The following is a 17870-nucleotide window of genomic DNA, read 5'->3' on the forward strand; positions in this document are numbered from 1 at the left end:
CGGTGCCGCGCGAGGCGTGCGATACCTCGTGGGCTGCTGAGCCTGTCGGGACCTGCGGGCGTTGGCGCGACGCGAAAAAAGAGGCATGGCCGCGCAAGGCGGGCATGCCTCTTTTGAGTCGCCTCGACGGTCGGCGCTGCTACTCGTTGTGCATCCGCGCCGGCGCTGCCGACCCGCTTTGCGCGACCGGCGTGGCCGATGATGCGGGCGCCGGCGCCGCCACATCGCCCGTTTCGCGATTCATTTGCGACACGTCCCAGCCGCCGCCCAGCGCCTTCACCAGCCCCACGGACGACACCATCCGCTGCCCGGCGATGCTCTCCAGTTTCTGCTCGGCCGTGAAGGCGGTGGTTTGCGCCGTCAGCACGTTGACGTAGCCGACCGTACCCGCCTTGTACTCGTTCGTGACAATGGCGAGCGCCTGACGCGCCGAGTCCACCGCTTGCTGCTGCACGACGATTTCCTGTTCGAGGATGCGCTGCGACGCGAGATTGTCCTCGACGTCCTGGAACGCGGCCAGCACCGTTTGACGGTAGCTCGCGACATCGCCGTCGTACGCGGCGCGAGCGGCGTCGGTCTTGGCCTGGCGCAAACCGGCGTCGAACAGCGTTGCGGCGAGTTGCGGGCCAAGCGTCCAGAAGCGCGACGGCGCGGTCAGCAATTGCGAGAACACCGAGTTTTCAAAGCCGCCGGAGGCCGACAACGTCAGCGAGGGGAAGAACGCGGCGATGGCGACGCCGATCTGTTCGTTTGCCGCCGCAGCCTTGCGTTCCGCTGAGGCGATGTCCGGCCGCCGTTCGAGCAGCGCGGACGGCATCTGCGCCGGCACGGCAGGGGGCGTGGCGGTGAGCTGCATCGGCGGAATCGAGAAGGTGGACGCCGGTTCGCCGACCAGCACGGCAATCGCGTGTTCGTCCTGGGCGCGCTGGACGCCGTTGTCGATCGCGGCCGCCTGTGCCGACTGCAATTGCGTTTGCGCCTGAATCACGTCGGAGCGCGCGGCGACCCCGGCCGCGTACTGGTTCTGCGTGAGTTGCAGCGAGCGCTGGTAAGCCGCGACGGTGTCGTCGAGCAATTTTTGAGTCGAGTCGAGCGAGCGCAGCGAGAAATACGTCTGCGCGAGCGTGGCCTGGGCAGACAGCCGCGCGTTGGCCAGGTCCGCCGCAGCGCCTTGCTGGCCGGCTTTCTGCGAGTTGACCGAGCGCGTGACCGACCCCCACAGATCCGGCTCCCAGCTTGCGTCGAGCTGCACGTTGAAACTATTGCCGATGCCGGAGCGGCTTGTCGCGGTTGTCGAGTTGCCGCCGGACGATGACCCATTGCCCGAACGCGTAGCGCCCGCCGACGCGCTGATGGTCGGGAAATACGCTGCACGCGCCTCGCCAACCAGCGCGCGCGCCTGCCGGTAGGCGGCGGCGTATTGAGCCACGGTCTGGTTCGCGGTGTTCAGCCGGTCTTCGAGTGCGTTGAGTTGCGGGTCCTGGTAAATGGTCCACCAGTCGCCGCGATCGTGCTGATCGGCCGGTTCGGCGACTTTCCAGCCTGGAGCCGCTTCCTTGTACGACGCTGGAATGTCGGCGGCGGGCCGGCGGTAATCGGGGCCGACCACACAAGCGGACAGCAGGCCGGCGAGCGCCGCAGCCACGGCAATAGTCAGGGCGCGAGGCGCAAGCGTCCGCGCGCGCGAGATTCGATCAGACTGCATACAATGAATTCCTTCTGGACGCCGCGGTGCGGCCTATCGCGGCACCGCCCGCCGGGCGAGATCTTGGTCTGCCGGAATGTTAGCGTATGAGCCCGCTGGGTCGCGGGAAACTGAAAGGGTAATGCGAGGAGGGAGGCAGGTGTGTTACTGAGGGTGTCGCGATGGTTACGCGCCGTTACCGGCCTGGCCGTTAAACCCGCGATTCCGTCGACTTGGCTTGCCGGAGCAGCTTGCCGGCCGCGGCCCGGCACGGCGCGTCGCCGCGCGCCTGGCAGGTGCCGCCCGGACCCGCGTGCTTTTCCGCAGCGGTGGCCGCCACGGCACTGTTCGACGTGAGACGCGACGCCGCCGCCGGTTCGACCTTCGCCCCTGTGACGCCCTTCTGTCCCCGCCGATGTTCGACCCATGCCAGCACCGCCACGCCTACCGATCCCCCGGGCAGCACGAACAGCAGAGCGAACAACGCGAGTTTCCACCAGCGGTGCGGCCCTTGAAAGGTATTCAGTGCGGAATCGGTCAGGGAGCGGCTCAGGCCGCCAAGCGTGTTTTTGAGGTACAGCATCGGGAAAATCCTTTTCGCACGTCGCTCGCGGCGTGCCGTCAATCGGTCAGAACATGGTCTCGGGTGGCGCGGGTCGCGCGTAACTCGTTGCCTGTAATAATATTGACTATGCAATTAAATTTCAAGATACTTTGATGCGCAAGCATCGGTCGTGTTGTTTTTCCGCCGTTCGCGCTACGCGAAATCCAGTTTGACTTGTCTGCTTAGGCAGCTAAAATCCGTTTTGCTCGATGATGTTCCCGGATACACGATGACTGACGGTCCCTACAAGGCAGACGAGATTCACCTCGAATCGAGTCTTGGTTACTACCTGACGAAAGCTCGAAACGTGCTGGTCGAGCGGACCGACCGTGCGGTCAAACCGTTGGGGCTGACCACGCAGCAGATCGGCGTCATCCTCATGCTGTCGTCGCGGCGCGCGAGCACGCCGTTCGAGCTGTCGCGCGCCATGTCTTACGACAGCGGATCGATGACGCGTCTGCTCGATCGCCTTGAAAAGAAAGGTTTTATTGTGCGCACGCGCAGTGAAACCGACCGCCGGATGGTGGAGCTGGAGTTGACGCCGCAAGGCCATGAAGCCGCGCGGCAACTGCCAGGCTTGGGCGCGGCGGTGCTGAACGAGCAATTGCGAGGATTTTCCGCCGCCGACCATGCCACCCTGATCGACCTGCTCGGCCGTTTCATTGCGAACGGCATCGACGCGGGGAGCAGTGTGGGATGCGGCTTGGGGCCCCACCAGGAATCGCAGGACGAATCACCCGAAGAGTCGCCGCCGGAACACGGCGAACGCTAACCAAGACACGCTTTTCACGAGCGTCACTGTATGAAGATGTCTGTCTGGGCAGAGAATGATCCGGCATGTAAGCGCACTATATGCACCGCGCAATAAAGATGCCGTGACAAGCTTTCCCAGTTGAGGAGAAGATTTTATGGACGCTACGGCTTCCGCCGCTGCCCTACCCGCCGCCGAACCCGCCCCGCTCAAAGGCGGCGCTTTGGCCCTGCTTACAGTCGGCCTCGCGCTCGGCACGTTCATGGAGGTGCTCGACACGTCGATTGCGAACGTGGCGGTGCCGACTATTTCCGGCAGCCTCGGCGTGGCGACCAGTCAGGGCACCTGGGTGATCTCGTCGTATTCCGTCGCCTCGGCGATCGCAGTGCCGCTCACAGGCTGGCTGGCGCGCCGGGTCGGCGAAGTGAAGCTTTTCACGCTGTCCGTGCTGCTTTTCACGATTGCCTCGGCGCTGTGCGGCTTCGCGCAAAATTTCGAATCGCTGATCGCATTCCGGCTGGTGCAGGGGCTCGTCTCCGGACCGATGGTTCCGCTTTCGCAGACCATTCTGATGCGCTCGTATCCGCCGGAAAAGCGCGGACTCGCGCTGGGTCTCTGGGCGATGACGGTGATTTGCGCGCCGATCTTCGGGCCCGTGATGGGCGGCTATATCACCGACAACTACACGTGGCCGTGGATCTTCTACATCAACGTGCCGATCGGGTTGTTCTCGGCGGTGTGCGCGTTTCTGTTGTTGCGCGGCCGTGAGACTAAGACCACGAAACAGCGCATCGACGCGGTCGGCCTCGCGCTGCTCGTGATCGGCGTGTCGTGCCTGCAGATGATGCTCGACCTCGGCAAAGATCGCGACTGGTTCAATTCGACATTTATCGTCGCTCTGGCGGTGGTCGCGGTGGTGTCGCTTGCCTTCATGCTGGTCTGGGAGATGACGGAGAAAGAACCCGTCGTGGATCTTTCGCTGTTCAGGGATCGCAACTTCGCGCTCGGCGTGCTGATCATCTCGTTCGGGTTCATGGCCTTCTTCGGCTCGGTGGTGATTTTCCCACTCTGGCTGCAGACCGTGATGGGTTATACCGCCGGGCTAGCGGGGCTGGCGACCGCGCCGGTGGGTCTGCTCGCGCTGTTTTTGTCGCCGATGATCGGCAAGAACATGCACCGGCTGAACCTGCGCGTGGTGGCGAGTTTTGCGTTCATCGTGTTCGCGTTCGTCTCGTTCTGGAATTCCACGTTCACGCTCGACGTGCCGTTCAACCACGTGATCTGGCCACGGCTCGTGCAAGGGATCGGCGTTGCCTGCTTCTTTGTGCCGATGACCACCATCACGCTTTCCAGCGTGCCGGATGAGCGGCTCGCGAGTGCGTCCGGCCTGTCCAATTTTTTCCGGACCTTGTCGGGCGCGATTGGCACGGCGATCAGTACGACGTACTGGGAGAACGACACGATCTACCATCACGCCATGTTGACCGATTCCGTCAACGTGTATGCCGCGAACACCAATGCTTATACCAATGCATTGGCCGGCATTGGCCTGTCTGGTGACAGCATCACCGCGCAGTTGAATCAGGTGGTGACCGCCCAGGCTTATATGATGGCCACCAATGATTTTTTCCGTATTTCGTGCGCGGCTTTTCTCGTGCTCGCGGTGCTGGTCTGGATCACCAAGCCGCGCAAGGGCGTTGGGCCTTCAATGGGACATTGAGGCTTGGGACATTGAGGCTCGACGATGATCCGTTGAGCGGACGCGCGCCGAAGCGACACTTTTCTTGGGCCACTCTGCGCGCGCTTTTAGCACTTTCTATTGCGTGACGGCTTCGCCGTTCGTTGCCGGGTTCGATTGACCCTGCAAAGCATCCGGATGCAGCGTTGAAGGCTCCTGGGGTTTGGCGCCATCTGCGACGCCTCGCACGTATTGCTTGAAGTCGGCGCCGGCTTCCCACGGGTTCGGCTTGCAACCCATCGAGCCATCGCAGTGCGCGGCAAAGCCGATCGTCGCAGTGCCGTCTGGGTTCGCCGCGCGCGTGATCTGATACGCCAACGCGCGCTTGCCGCCATCGGGTCCGGCGGTCTGAATCAACGTGTCGGTGGAGGACTCGATCTTGTACTTCGAATGGCTCGCCACCCACGCTTGCGCGCGCTGCCACCAGACATCGCATTGCGCTTTGTTCGAACACGTCAACGGCGTTGTCGCGATCTGCATGACGTCCGGATCGACCTGCCCCTGCGTCGAACATCCCGCCGCCGCTACGCACAGCATGGCCAACAGACTTTTTTTCATCGCGTTGCATCCTCCCTCTGTGGTGCGCGTCATGTCAGTTTGGACCACCGGGTCGGTACGGTGTTTCATCTGGATCAGAGAATCGTCACAACGCGCGGAGAAATTGCCGATGGCTTTCTACGCGGCATGGCGCATTGCGTAGACGTTACCTGCGCAGAAAAAAAGCGGTCATTGCTGACCGCTTTTTTGTCACCTCACCAGCACGCGCTGTTCAGACGCTGAACCGGTTCAAGGTGTACGCCCGATAAGCCGCGACGAACGCGTCGAACGAACCGACTTCTTCCTGTTCGAGTTTGGCCTGCTCAGCCAGCGACTGCGCAGCGAGATCGGTGAATGCCTTGGTCTGTTCCGCATCCAGCGGGCGCGCGCGGAAATACGCGGCGTGCGCTTCGCTTTGCGCGAGGCCGAAGGCGAGGAAGCTCTGCTGCTTCTCGCGCATGGTTTGCAGCACGCGCGCCGACGGGGTCAGCGAGACATCCGCCAGCTTCGCGCGTTGAACCGCGACGGCGCGCGCATGCGCGTCGCCGCCATGCAACGCGTCGAGCGTGGCGGCCGCGGCGTCGATCTTGATGAGGAGTTCGTTCGCCCAATCCGTCATCGCGATCGGGCGGCCGTCGCGAGTCAACTCGAGGCCGGGCTTGCGACCTTCCATCGTCACGCGGCCGAAATTCTGGTTGGCTTCGGCATAGGCGTCAGGCGGCAACAGCGCGCTGTCGTCGAGTGCGCAGACCAGCAGGTACGCATCGAGAAAGCGCGACGTCTCCAGCGAAATGCCGGTCGGCTCGAACGGATCGATGTCCATGCAACGGACTTCCACGTACTGCACGCCGCGTGCGGCCAGCGCGTGCAGCGGACGTTCGCCCGGATACGTGATGCGCTTCGGACGGATTGTCGAGTAAAACTCGTTTTCGATCTGCAGCACGTTCGTGTTGATCTGCACCCACTCGCCATCGCGCTGCGTACCGATCGCTTCGTACGCCGGATACGGCTGGCTCACAGCCTTCGCAAGCGCGTCGAGGTAGCCCGGCAGCGTGTCGTAATCCGCGTGAAGCGCGGCTTGCGCCGTGGTGTTCGAATAGCCGAGGTCGCTCATGCGCAGGCTGGTCGCGTACGGACGATAGAGCGTGTCGGCGTCGAGCGTGTCGAGCGTATGTTGGCGATCGCGCAGGAAACGGCGATCCAGTGCCGGCGAAGCGCCGAACAGATACATCAGCAGCCAGTTGGTGCGGCGGAAATTGCGGATCAGCGCGAGATAGCGGTCGGACTGGAAGTCCACGGCGTTCGCGGTGGATTGCTGATCGGCATGCAGCAGCCGCCACACTTCTTCGTTCAGCGAATAGTTGTAGTGGATGCCCGCAATGCACTGCATCGTGCGGCCGTAACGCAGCGCGAGACCGATCCGGTACACGTACTTCAGTTTGCCGATATTCGAACTGCCGTAGTGCGCGATCGGAATGCCTTCGTCGGTGTCGGGCAGCAGACCCGGCATGGAGTTGTTCCACAAGATCTCGTCGCCGAGTTCCGCGTAGACAAAACGATGCAGCGTGTCGAGCTTCTCCAGCGTGATCGCGACGTCGCGCTCAGCCGGCGTGATCAGTTCGAGCAGCGCTTCGGAATAGTCTGTAGTGAGCGAAGGATGCGTGAGCGCCGAACCGAGCGCCGGTGGATGCGGCGTCAAGGCGAGCTTGCCCTCGTGCGTCACGCGCAGGCTTTCCTTTTCGATGCCGCGCAGGCCGCTTGTCAGCGCGTCGCGCTGCGGGCCTGAGGTCAGCACGGACAGGCGGTGCGAGAGCGCGTCGGTCGTGCGGGAAGGTGTCGTGTTTGGCATTGATGCGAGTCGGGCGTTGTCGGCCGCCATGTGCCGCAGCACTGCGCGGTGGACAACGTTCGGCGGAATTTTCAGTAGCGGGCACTTTAACATCTCGCCACAACGGCTGCTTGAGGCCGCTCCGGCAGGGCATCCGGGCGCGCCGGGCAACCTCTTTTCCGGGCCAATCCGCCTGCCTTTTCGGCCAGTTCGTCGGCTGTGCGCCACACTACTTTACCCGCCACGCGCGTTGCGCGCGATGCGCTTTTCTCCGCGCTTTTCTTCCCGCCTGACGCCAGGCTTCAGCCACCACGCGCAGCGCCGGCGCGGTCCGCCACTTCATTCCATAAATGCATCGCCGCGTACGCGCGCCACGGCCGCCACATGTCGGTGCGCGAGCGTTGCTGCGTGGGCCGCACGAGCGACGGATCGCGCGCGCAGATCGCCTGCATCAGCACGAGGTCCCATGCGGGCCACGCGTCGGCGTCACGCCATGCGCGCATCGCGACGTACTCGACGGTCCACGGGCCGATGCCGGGCAGCGCAAGCAGCGCGGCGCGCAGGGCGTCGGCGTCGGCTGTCTTGCTGTCGAGCGGCACGTCGCCGGTCGCGACCGCGTGCGCGAAACCCTGCAACGCCGCCACGCGTTTCCCCGGCATGCCGATCTGCGCGAGGTCCACGGCGGCCAGCGCGGCGGGCGTCGGAAAGCGCCAGGCGGTGTTCTCGTGCGGATGACCCTCGATGCGCTCGCCGGCGCGCTGCACCAGTCTTCCGATGATGGTGGTCGCCGCCTTCACGCTGACCTGTTGTCCGACGATCGCACGCACCACCAGTTCGAAGCCCGACCATGCGCCCGGCACACGCAGGCCGGGCACGGCTTCGACGAGCGGCGCGAGCCAAGGGTCGGCGGCGAGCCCGGCGCCGATCTTTTTCGGGTCGGCGTGCAGATCGAACATCTTCGCAATCGGCGCGGCGAGCGCGTCGGCGTGACGGCTCACGGGCCCTTCGATGCTGGCGACGAGGCAACGCTTGCGCGGATGCAGACGCACACTGAGCGTGCCGCTGTCGCCGGCCCAATCGATCGCGCGACGGTACGCGCCGTCTTCCACCGCTTCGACGCCCGGCGTCGCGCGTCCGCCGAAGAAGCGCAGCAGGCGCGGCCAGTCGAAGGGTGGTTTGAATGGCAATTCGAGGGTAGCGACTTCGTCAAGCGTGCTCACGCGGCGTGATCCAGTTTGGTGGTGGTTTCGTTGTCGATATTGGCGTCTGCAAGGGCGCGCTCGTCATGCCTTGTCTGGCCGCGCGAAAAATCACCGGCATGCTGGGCCTCGTTGTCGAGCAGCGCAGCCTTGCGCGGCAAACCCCAGCGATATCCCGCCAGCGCCCCGCCCTTTGCCACCACGCGATGACAAGGAATCGCCAGTGCCACCGGGTTCGTCGCGCAGGCGCTGGCGACCGCGCGCACCGCACGCGGCGCGCCGACCGTTTCGGCGATCTGCGAATAGCTGCGCGTCTCGCCGTATGGAATGCGCCGCAACGCATCCCAGACACGCTGCCGGAATGCCGTCGCGGCGATGTCGAGCGGCAGATCGAAGTCCTGGCGCGTACCCCGCAAATAGGCGTCGATCTGCGCGATGAACGGCGCAAGGTGCTCGCTATCTTCCAACAGATCGGCGTTGGCGAGTTCGCTGCGAAGGTCGTTGGCGAGCATGGCGGCGTCGTCGCCGAAACCGATCTTGCAGATGCCCTTCTCCGTGGCCGCCACGAGCACGAAGCCGAGCGCCGTGGAAGCGCTGGCATAGCGCACGGTGAGTCCGGCGCCCTTGCGGCGATACGCGGACGGCGCCATGCCGAGTTCGGCCGAGGCGCTGTCGTACATCCGCGAGGGCGAGCCGAAGCCCGCGTCGAGCGTGGCGCGAGTGACGTCCGAGCCGCGCCGGAGCGCGTCGCGCAACGCGGCGCCACGTTGGGCGGCCTGATATTGCCGCGGCGACACGCCGACCACGCGTTTGAACAGGCGCTGAAGGTGAAACGGGCTGACGTGCACGGCGGCGCTCAACTGCGCGAGCGTGAGGCGTTGCTGCGGATCGGCGTCCAGCGCGGCACAGGCGCGGTTCACGATTTCCAGCTCGCGCGGCAGACCGCCGGGCTGGCAGCGTTTGCAATCGCGAAATCCTGCGTTGCGCGCGGCGGCGGCATCGACGAAGAACGCGACGTTCTCGCGGCGCGGCTGGCGCGACGCGCACGACGGGCGGCAGAACACGCCGGTGGTTTTGACGGCGTAGAAGAACGCGCCGTCGGCCAGCGGCTCACGGCGTGTGACGGCTTCCCAGCGCTCGTCGTCGGAAGTCCAGCTGGCGGCGCTGGAGGGGGTGTCGGTAGGCGTGCGGTTCATGTTGGTCACGGATCAGCGGTGTCGATGTTCACCAATGTAGGCCGCATGCCGACACAGTACGCCCCGGTTCTTGCTCTGTCATTGCGCTTCTTCGTAGCGCCCAAAGGCACGCCAGGCGCTCGTTTTGCCGCAAACTGCGACAAATTCGCACGATATCGGGTTTTCCCTTAAAAAGTTATTGCGTCGCACCAACCCCATGTGTATATTAGTACTTGTCTCCTCCATGTCTCCTCCTGATATGGATTCAGCCCGCTCCACATAGAGCGGGCTTTTTTTCGCCCATACCTGTCTGATCCGGCCCTCACTCGCGGCGCCGTCCTTTCTCCTACACTGGCTATTCACCCGTTCTTCGAACCGGCCAAAGGGGCGTTCGATATGAAAATCCATATTCGCGAGATCGATCACGTCGTCATTCGGGCGACGAACGTCGAGGCCATGGCGCGATTTTATTGCGACGTGCTGGGTTGCACCGTGGAGAAGGAGCAGCGCGATCTGGGTCTGACACAGTTGCGTGCGGGGCGCTCGCTGATCGACCTGTTGCAGGTCGGCGGCAAGCTCGACCATGCCGAAAACGGCGTGCCAGGAGCCGGGCGGAACATGGACCACCTGTGTTTGCGCATCGAGCCGTTCGACGCCGAAGCGCTCAAGGCGCATCTGACCGGACACGGCGCGCGGCTGGGCGAACTGGGGCAGCGCTACGGCGCGGACGGCTTTGGACAGTCGCTGTATCTGTTCGACCCGGAGGGCAACATGGTCGAACTCAAGGGGCCGCCGGACGCGGCGCGCGTGACGTCGCTTTAAGCGCTTCGAGCGTCGGCCGCGTTCAGTGTCAGGCGTTGGCGGGCGCCTTCAATACCGTCCATTCGATTTTCACCGCATCGGCTTCGGCGCTGCCGAGCCATGCTTCGCCGTCCTGCACCGTGCATTGCAGCCGCATGGTCCGTTCGGCTAGCGAGCCGAGCGCCGTGGCGACGCCTTCGCCGAGCGTCCACACCGTCACGTTGCGCATACGTTCCACCTTGTTGCGCACGCCCTGCCACCAGATGTCCGACGCGCGGCCACCATAGGCGATCACGATCACCTGATTCGAGCGGCCGCTTGCCTTGGCGATACGCCGTTCGTCCGGCTGACCGACTTCGATCCAGGTTTCGATCGCGCCCGTGAGATCTTTTTCCCACAGATCCGGTTCGTCCACGTCCGACAAACCTTTGCAGAATTCGAGGCGTTCCTGCGCGAACAGCGCGAATGCGGCGACGCGGACCATCATCCGTTCGTCGGTTTCCGAGGGATGGCGGGCGATCGTCAGCGAATGGTCGGCGTAATAATGCCGGTCCATGTTGGCGATCTGCAGTTCCGCCTTGTAAATCGTCGATTTGAGAGCCATGCCGTTGCTAAACCAGGCGCTCGCTCCACCGGAGCGAACTGAAAAAGAATCGTCGACGGCGCGTTGCCGTTTTCCGTGTTTGTGGTACATCTTTCGGTCCCTCCCGCGCCGTCAGCCGGCTGCTATTACCACGGGAGAAGCATTTATCGCGCCACTGCCGGCTCGAAAGCGGTGCCGTACACCTCGCCCGCGGCTTCCCGCAGGGCTTCCAGCACGACCGAGGCTGCCGGTGAAAGCAGGTGCGACTGGCGCGTGATGATACCGAATGTATCCATCCTGCACGGTAAATCGATCGGCACTCGTTTCAAAACGCCGTACTGTTGGTATTGACGCGCCACTTCGTCGGGTAGAACCGCCAACATGTCGCTTTGGAGCAGCAGGCTCGAAATCGCCAGAAAATTGTTCGTATTGACCACGTTTTGCGGCGGATTCAGCCCGATTTGAGAAAACATCAGATCGAAACGATGGCGCAAGACGCTGCCTGGCGGATGCAAAACCCAGCTCGCGTTGACGATTCCACGTAGCGTCAAACCTGTCTCATTTTCGAGATGATGGCCGGGCCGCGCGACCACGCAAAGCGGTTCATCGGCGAGCGGTTCATAGCGGACTTCGGCGTTCAACTGGTTTTGCCGCTCCAGAACGCGGCCGATCATGATGTCCAGTTCGCCTTCCGCCAGCCGCGGCAGCATCACGTCCGAGGTTTCCACCTCTACCCAGATCTGCAATTGCGGATAGCGTTCTTTCACCTCGGCAATCGCGCGCGGCACCATGGTTGCCGCGGCCGCCGCGATCACGCCGATCCGCACCTGGCCCGCCAGGCCCGCGCGCAACGCCGATATTTCGTCGTGTGCATGGCTCAGATTGGACAGCACCATGCGCGCATGGCGAATCATGACTTCGCCGTACAGTGTGGCGTGCATGCCGTGCGGCGTGCGGTCGAACAGGCTCACCTCCAGCATGTCCTCCAGCTCTTTGAGCAGACGCGAGGCGGCGGGCTGGGTCATGCCGAGCACGTCGGCGGCCCGGCGGACGTTGCCCTCCTCGTCCATCGCCGCAAGCAATAGTAACTGCCGCGTCTTGAGCCGCGCCCGCACGAACCAGTTCGAGTAGCTACGCGTCATGGTCTCTCTCCAACCTGTTTTCTGATAAGCGGCTCGAAGCCGACCGCTGCGCGGTTTGTCCGGGGCGGTGCTCCATCATGCCATATCGAAATTGATATCGGGACGGCTTGAAAAGGGATTGGAAAGTTATTGGGACGGCTCATACCATTCGTGGACTTTCCGAGCTTCCTCACGTGGTGCCTTTCCATCGATGAACCGCGATCCCGTTCCACTCGCTGCAAGTCCGTTGCGCCACTACATCAATGGCGGATGGGAGACCGGCGCGACCACGGGCGTCTCGCTCAACCCGTCGGACCTGGACGAACCGGTCGGGGAATATGTGCGGGCCGATGTGCGGCAAACGGATACGGCCATCGAAGCGGCGCACCTGGCTTTCCGCGAGTGGTCGCTGGCGTCGGCTCAACGCCGCGCGGACGTGCTCGATGCGATCGGCAGCGAGGTGCTCGCGCGCCGCGATGAACTTGCCCAACTGCTGGCACGTGAAGTCGGCAAGACGCTGCCCGAGGCCATGATCGAGACGACGCGGGCCGGCCAGATCTTCAAGCTGTTGGCGGCCGAAGCCTTGCGTGCCGTCGCCGAGTCCGGCGCGAGCACGAGCGGGCGCGCCGGCGTCGAAGTGGACGTGACGCACGAACCGCTCGGCGTGATCGGCATCATCGCGCCGTGGAGCGCACCGCTCGCGATCGCCGCGGCGAAGATCGGCGCCGCGCTCGCCCACGGCAATTGCGTCGTTTTCAAGCCGGCCGAATCGACGCCGGCTTGCGCGGCGGCGCTGGCGTCGATCATCAGCCGCGCCGGTCTGCCGGCGGGCGTGTTCAATCTCGTGATGGGCAGCGGCCGGCAGGTCGGCGCGCGGATCGCCGCGCATCCGCTGACCTCGGCGATCAGCTTCACCGGTTCGGCGGAAACCGGCACGCGCGTGCTGCAAGCCGCCGCCGCCCGCCAGGCGCGTGTGCAACTCGAGATGGGCGGCAAGAATCCGTTCGTGGTGCTGGCCGATGCCGATCTCGACGGCGCCGTCGATGCCGCCTTGCACGGCGCCTATGGCTCGACCGGTCAACGTAGCACCGCAGCGGCGCGGCTGATCGTCGAGCGCGCGGTGTTCGACCCGTTCGTGGACGCCTTGCGGGCAAAACTCGCGAGCCTCACGATCGATCACGCCCTGAAGCACGGCACCGACATGGGGCCCGTGGCGAACGCCGCGCAGTTGCAGCGCAATCTCGACTATGTGCGCATCGGTCTGCAGGAAGGCGCGCACCTGCTGCACGGCGGCCGCCAACTGGAACGCGCGACGCGCGGCTATTTTTTCGAACCCGCGTTATTCATCGGCGAATCCGAACACCGTATCGCGCAGGAGGAAATCTTCGGACCGCTCGCCGTCGTGTTGCGCGCGGATGACTACGACCACGCGCTGCATCTCGCGAACGACACCACATATGGTCTATGCGCCGGCATCTGCACGCGCTCGCTCAGCCGCGCGCGGCATTTCCGCCGTCATGTGCATAGCGGTCTCGTCACGATCAATCTGCCGACCACGGCCGTCGAGCATCACGCGCCCGGCGGCGGCCGCAAGGCGTCGGCCTATGGCGCTACCGGCGCGGGTTTCTGGACGGCCGTGAAAACGGCCTACGTAGCGGACTGATGCTCATGAGATCCCTTCACGCCGTGGCGTCCCATCACGCCCATCCACGTCCCGGCTAACGCCGCCGTGCATCACCCGCTGCAAATAAACGAAACCAATGCAGCTTTTCAACCTCAGGAGACAGACATGACCAGCAAGCTTCGCCGTTTGACGCTATCCGCAGTAGCGGCCGCCGCGCTCGCCGCGCCCTTTGCCGCGCAGCTTTCCGCGCACGCGGATCAGCCGCTCAAGGTCGGCTTCCTCGTGAAGATGCCGGAGCAGGCGTGGTTCATCAACGAACAGAAGGCCGCGAGCGCGCTCGGCCAGAAGGACGGCTTTTCGGTAGTCAACATCGGTACGCCGGACGGTGAAAAAGTGCTGGCCGCGATCGACAACCTCGGCGCGCAAGGCGCCAAAGGCTTCGTGATCTGCGCGCCCGACGTGCGCCTCGGACCGGCGATCCAGGCTCGGGCGAAGCGCTACAACATGAAGTTCGTCACCGTCGACGATCAACTGGTCGACTCCACCGGCAAGCCGCTGCCGAACGTGCCGCATCTGGGCATGTCCGCGTTCAAGATCGGCAATCAGGTCGGCACCGCGATCTCCGAAGAAATGAAGCGCCGCGGCTGGAAGCCGGAAGAAGTTGGCGCGCTGCGCATCACGAACTACGAATTGCCGACTGCGAAACTGCGTACCGATGGCGCGACGCAATCGCTCCTCGCCGGCGGCTTCAAGAAGGAAAACATTTTCGACGCTCCGCAAAAGACAACCGACGACGAAGGCGGCTTCAACGCGTCGTCGCCGGTCCTCGCGCAGCATCCGAACATCAAGAAGTGGGTGATCTTCGCGCTCAACGAGGAAAGCGTGCTGGGCGGCGTACGCGCGACCGAGCAGTTGCATATTCCGGCGGCGGACGTGATCGGCGTCGGCATCAACGGCGCGGGCGAGGCATTCGCCGAATTCCAGAAGAAAGAGCCGACGGGCTTCTACGGCACGATTGCCGTGAGTTCGACGATGCATGGCAAGGAAAGCACGGAGAACCTCGTCGAGTGGATCAAGGACGGCAAGCAGCCGCCCGCCGATACACAGACCACCGGCAAGCTGATGGTGCGCGGCAACTGGCAGGACGTGCGTAAAGAACTCGGCATTTAAGCGGTATTCGAGTCTGCACGCCGCGGGCCGTCCCTCGCTCAAGCGAGAGCGGTCCGCTCTGGTTGTTCTTCCGCTTGAGGTTTTTCGATGACGTCTTTACACACCGAGTCCCACGCCGGCGAACCGGCGCCCTCACCTGCGCCCTTGCCTGCGCGCCTATCGGCCGAGCCGTATCTGCGACTCGACGGCATCACCGTGCGCTTTCCGGGCGTGCTCGCGCTCGACCAGGTGTCGCTCGAAGTGCGGCGCGGCGAAGTGCATGGCCTGATGGGGGAAAACGGCGCGGGCAAATCGACGTTGCTGAAGGTGTTGTCCGGCGTGAATCAACCCGCGGCGGGCACCTTGTCGCTCGACGGCGTTGAACAGCAGTTCGTCACGACGAAGGCGGCGATTGCCGCGGGCGTGGCGATCATCTATCAGGAACTGCATCTGGTGCCCGAACTGACGGTTGCGGAAAACCTGATGCTCGGCGCCCTGCCCAATCGTTTCGGTGTGCTGGACGAAAAAGCGCTGGTGGCGCGCGCCATGCGCGAACTGGAACGGCTCGGCGAAAAGATCGACCCGTCGCAGCAGGTGAAGAATCTCTCGATCGGCCAGCGGCAAATGATCGAAATCGGCAAGGCGCTAATGCGCGACGCGCGCGTGATCGCGTTCGACGAACCGACCAGTTCGCTGTCGTCGCGCGAAACGACGCAACTGTTCCGGATCATTCGTGCGCTGAAGGCCGAAGGCCGCGCGATCATCTACGTCACGCACCGGATGGATGAAGTGTACGAACTGTGCGACCGCGTGACGGTGTTTCGCGACGGCCGCCGCATCGATACGTTCGACGCGGGTGAAGGACTCGATCGTGATCGCCTGATCAGCTGCATGGTGGGCCGCTCGATCGCCGATGTGTACGGCTATCGCTCGCGCGAACTCGGCGACGTGCAACTCGATGTCAAGAACCTGATGGGACGCGGTCTGCGCGAACCGGCTTCTTTCACGGCGCGCAAAGGTGAAATTGTCGGCTTCTTCGGGCTCGTCGGCGCGGGGCGTTCCGAGTTGATGAAGCTCATCTATGGCGCGGTCAAACCGGCGGGCGGCGAGATCACGCTCAAAGGCAAGCGCGTGCGCTTTGCCACACCGCGCGACGCGGTGCGCGCGGGCGTGGCGCTGTGTCCCGAAGATCGCAAGCAGGAAGGCATCGTTTCGATCGCCTCGGTATCGGACAACCTCAATATCAGTTGCCGCCGCCATTTCAGCCGCTTCAACGTGCTCAACGGCCGCAAGGAAGCGCAGACTGCGAAAGAGTTCATCGGCAAGCTCGCGATCAAGACGCGCAATGGCGACACGCCGATCGGCACGCTCTCGGGCGGCAATCAACAGAAGGTGATCCTGTCGCGCTGGCTCGCCGAAGACATCGACGTGTTTCTGATGGACGAACCCACGCGCGGCATCGACGTCGGCGCGCGCAGCGAGATTTACGGGTTGCTGTATGGGCTCGCCGAGGCGGGCCGCACGGTGATCGTCGTGTCGAGCGACCTCGCCGAAGTGATCGGCGTGGCGGATCGTGTGATCGTGATGAAGGAAGGCCGCATTGTCGGCGATCTGCCCAAGGCGCAGGCCACGCCGGATGCGCTGATCAAGCTCGCCCTGCCCCGCTGACGCTGTCTTGCATCCTCGACACAACGAAGGCAACTGAATCGAATTGCGTTATTGAAACGGAATACACACCATGCACACACCTTCAACCGATTCATCGACCCCAGCCGTCGCCTCAGCGGGATTGAGCGCGCGCGCCGCGCGCACCTGGGACATGATCAACAAGTCCGGCATCGTCATGGTGTTCGTGATTCTGTTCGCGGTCCTGTCGTTCACCGTGCCGGACTTTCTGAGCTCGCGGAATATTCAGGGCTTGTTGCTTTCCGTCACGCTGATCGGTTCGATCTCCGTCACGATGATGTTCGTGCTCGCGCTCGGCGAAGTGGATCTGTCGGTCGCGTCGATCGTCGCGTTCGCGGGCGTGGTGGCGTCCACGCTGATCACCGCGACGCATAGCGTGATGCTCGGCGTCGCGGCCGGCGTGCTCGCGGGAGGTGCGGTCGGACTCGTGAACGGCGTGCTGGTCGCGCGCTACAAGATCAACTCGCTGATCGTCACGCTCGCCATGATGGAGGTCGTGCGCGGCCTCGCGTATATCACCTCGAACGGCGACGCCGTGATGATCTCCGAAGAACGTTTCTTCGACCTCGGCGGCGGCTCGTTTCTCGGTATTTCGTTTCCGATCTGGAGCAACATTGTCGGCTTCGTGCTGTTCGGTTTTCTGCTGAAGAAAACCGTGTTCGGCAAGAACGTGCTGGCCGTCGGCGGTAATAGCGAGGCGGCCTTGCTGGCGGGCTTGCCGGTCACGCGCATCAAGATCACAGTGTTCGTATTGCAAGGCCTCGTGACCGGCTTTGCGGGCGTGATGCTGGCGTCGCGCATGAGTCTGGGCGACCCGAAAACTTCGGTCGGCCTCGAGCTCGGCGTGATTTCGGCGTGCGTGCTTGGCGGCGTCTCTCTCACTGGCGGCGTCGCGACGATTTCCGGTGTGCTGGTCGGCGTGCTCATCATGGGTTCCGTGCAGGACGCCATGAGCCTCCTGAATGTGCCGACCTTTTATCAATACCTGATTCGCGGCGGGATTCTGCTGCTCGCGGTGCTGTTCGACCAGTTCCGGCGCAGCAAGCGCGTGCACTAATGCGCGCCCCGCTCTACATGTTTGCCAACAGGAGATTTCATGGCTGATTCGAACCAGACTAAAAAGCCGCTGCGCAGCCAGGCGTGGTTCGGCCTCAAGGACCGCGACGGCTTTCTGCATCGCTCGTGGATGAAAAACCAGGGCATTCCGCACGACGAATTCGACGGACGTCCGGTCATCGGCATCTGTAATACGTGGTCCGAACTGACGCCTTGCAATGCGCATTTCCGCGAGCTGGCGGAGTACGTAAAAAAGGGCGTGCATGAAGCCGGCGGCCTGCCGCTCGAGTTTCCGGTGATGTCGCTCGGTGAGACCAACTTGCGGCCTACCGCG

The 17870-nt window shown here is 63.7% G+C and carries 16 protein-coding genes; 8 read left to right on the forward strand and 8 right to left on the reverse strand.

Annotation, left to right across the window (positions count from 1 at the left end; translation table 11 throughout):
* Window positions 1-139: 139 nt before the first annotated feature.
* Together P0D70_RS01475 and P0D70_RS01480 are read right to left on the reverse strand one after the other, a co-directional pair.
* Entirely contained in the window at window positions 140-1705 is a 1566-nt protein-coding gene (locus tag P0D70_RS01475; RefSeq protein WP_408181788.1) for an efflux transporter outer membrane subunit, read from the reverse strand.
* Between the two features lie 190 nt (window positions 1706-1895).
* Window positions 1896-2267 (reverse strand): hypothetical protein, encoded by a 372-nt coding sequence (locus P0D70_RS01480; protein WP_408181792.1) that lies wholly within the window; start codon window positions 2265-2267, stop codon window positions 1896-1898.
* A gap of 250 nt (window positions 2268-2517) precedes the next feature.
* Between P0D70_RS01480 and P0D70_RS01485 the strand changes: the two genes are divergently transcribed.
* Both P0D70_RS01485 and P0D70_RS01490 read left to right on the forward strand, forming a co-directional pair.
* Window positions 2518-3060 carry a MarR family winged helix-turn-helix transcriptional regulator gene (locus P0D70_RS01485; RefSeq protein ID WP_408181834.1) on the forward strand — a complete coding sequence of 181 codons (543 nt, stop codon included), beginning with the start codon at window positions 2518-2520 and terminating at the stop codon, window positions 3058-3060.
* Between the two features lie 136 nt (window positions 3061-3196).
* Window positions 3197-4759: a DHA2 family efflux MFS transporter permease subunit gene (locus P0D70_RS01490; protein WP_091797715.1), complete on the forward strand. Its 1563-nt coding sequence runs from the start codon at window positions 3197-3199 to the stop codon at window positions 4757-4759.
* A 96-nt stretch (window positions 4760-4855) separates the two neighbouring features.
* Here P0D70_RS01490 and P0D70_RS01495 read toward each other — a convergent pair whose 3' ends face one another.
* The 4 genes from P0D70_RS01495 to ada all read right to left on the reverse strand — a co-directional run bounded on the left by P0D70_RS01495 (window position 4856) and on the right by ada (window position 9537).
* Window positions 4856-5335, reverse strand: a complete 480-nt coding sequence (locus P0D70_RS01495; RefSeq protein ID WP_091797711.1) for a hypothetical protein — start codon at window positions 5333-5335, stop codon at window positions 4856-4858.
* A gap of 211 nt (window positions 5336-5546) precedes the next feature.
* Window positions 5547-7163 (reverse strand): glutamate--cysteine ligase, encoded by a 1617-nt coding sequence (gshA, locus tag P0D70_RS01500; protein WP_408181795.1) that lies wholly within the window; start codon window positions 7161-7163, stop codon window positions 5547-5549.
* Between the two features lie 281 nt (window positions 7164-7444).
* Window positions 7445-8362, reverse strand: coding sequence for a DNA-3-methyladenine glycosylase family protein (locus P0D70_RS01505; RefSeq protein ID WP_408181798.1), 918 nt, complete (start codon window positions 8360-8362; stop codon window positions 7445-7447).
* Window positions 8359-9537, reverse strand: coding sequence for a bifunctional DNA-binding transcriptional regulator/O6-methylguanine-DNA methyltransferase Ada (ada, locus tag P0D70_RS01510; protein ID WP_408181800.1), 1179 nt, complete (start codon window positions 9535-9537; stop codon window positions 8359-8361). Before ada ends, P0D70_RS01505 begins: the two co-directional genes overlap by 4 nt.
* Window positions 9538-9912: 375 nt before the next feature.
* On the opposite strand from ada, the gene P0D70_RS01515 reads away from it, so the two are divergent.
* A complete protein-coding gene (locus P0D70_RS01515; RefSeq protein ID WP_408181803.1) occupies window positions 9913-10338 on the forward strand; it encodes a VOC family protein in 426 nt (141 codons plus the stop codon).
* Window positions 10339-10366: 28 nt separating this feature from the next.
* Here P0D70_RS01515 and P0D70_RS01520 read toward each other — a convergent pair whose 3' ends face one another.
* Both P0D70_RS01520 and P0D70_RS01525 read right to left on the reverse strand, forming a co-directional pair.
* Entirely contained in the window at window positions 10367-10921 is a 555-nt protein-coding gene (locus P0D70_RS01520) for a YaeQ family protein (protein ID WP_408181806.1), read from the reverse strand.
* A gap of 143 nt (window positions 10922-11064) precedes the next feature.
* Window positions 11065-12042, reverse strand: a complete 978-nt coding sequence (locus P0D70_RS01525; RefSeq protein WP_408181808.1) for a LysR family transcriptional regulator — start codon at window positions 12040-12042, stop codon at window positions 11065-11067.
* A 190-nt stretch (window positions 12043-12232) separates the two neighbouring features.
* Between P0D70_RS01525 and P0D70_RS01530 the strand changes: the two genes are divergently transcribed.
* From P0D70_RS01530 to P0D70_RS01550, 5 genes are all read left to right on the forward strand, one after another.
* On the forward strand, window positions 12233-13684 hold the full coding sequence (locus P0D70_RS01530; protein ID WP_408181810.1) for an aldehyde dehydrogenase family protein: 1452 nt from the start codon (window positions 12233-12235) through the stop codon (window positions 13682-13684).
* 126 nt (window positions 13685-13810) lie between these two features.
* Entirely contained in the window at window positions 13811-14815 is a 1005-nt protein-coding gene (locus tag P0D70_RS01535; protein ID WP_091797691.1) for an arabinose ABC transporter substrate-binding protein, read from the forward strand.
* Between the two features lie 87 nt (window positions 14816-14902).
* Window positions 14903-16462 (forward strand): L-arabinose ABC transporter ATP-binding protein AraG, encoded by a 1560-nt coding sequence (gene araG, locus P0D70_RS01540; RefSeq protein WP_408181812.1) that lies wholly within the window; start codon window positions 14903-14905, stop codon window positions 16460-16462.
* Between the two features lie 70 nt (window positions 16463-16532).
* A complete protein-coding gene (araH, locus tag P0D70_RS01545) occupies window positions 16533-17537 on the forward strand; it encodes an L-arabinose ABC transporter permease AraH (RefSeq protein WP_091797684.1) in 1005 nt (334 codons plus the stop codon).
* 39 nt (window positions 17538-17576) lie between these two features.
* Window positions 17577-17870 (forward strand): dihydroxy-acid dehydratase domain-containing protein (locus tag P0D70_RS01550; protein WP_408181815.1); only part of this gene is annotated, 294 nt, incomplete at its 3' end.

The sequence above is a fragment of the Paraburkholderia sp. RL17-381-BIF-C genome (assembly GCF_046026435.1).
In the GTDB taxonomy this organism is placed as follows: Bacteria; Pseudomonadota; Gammaproteobacteria; order Burkholderiales; family Burkholderiaceae; genus Paraburkholderia.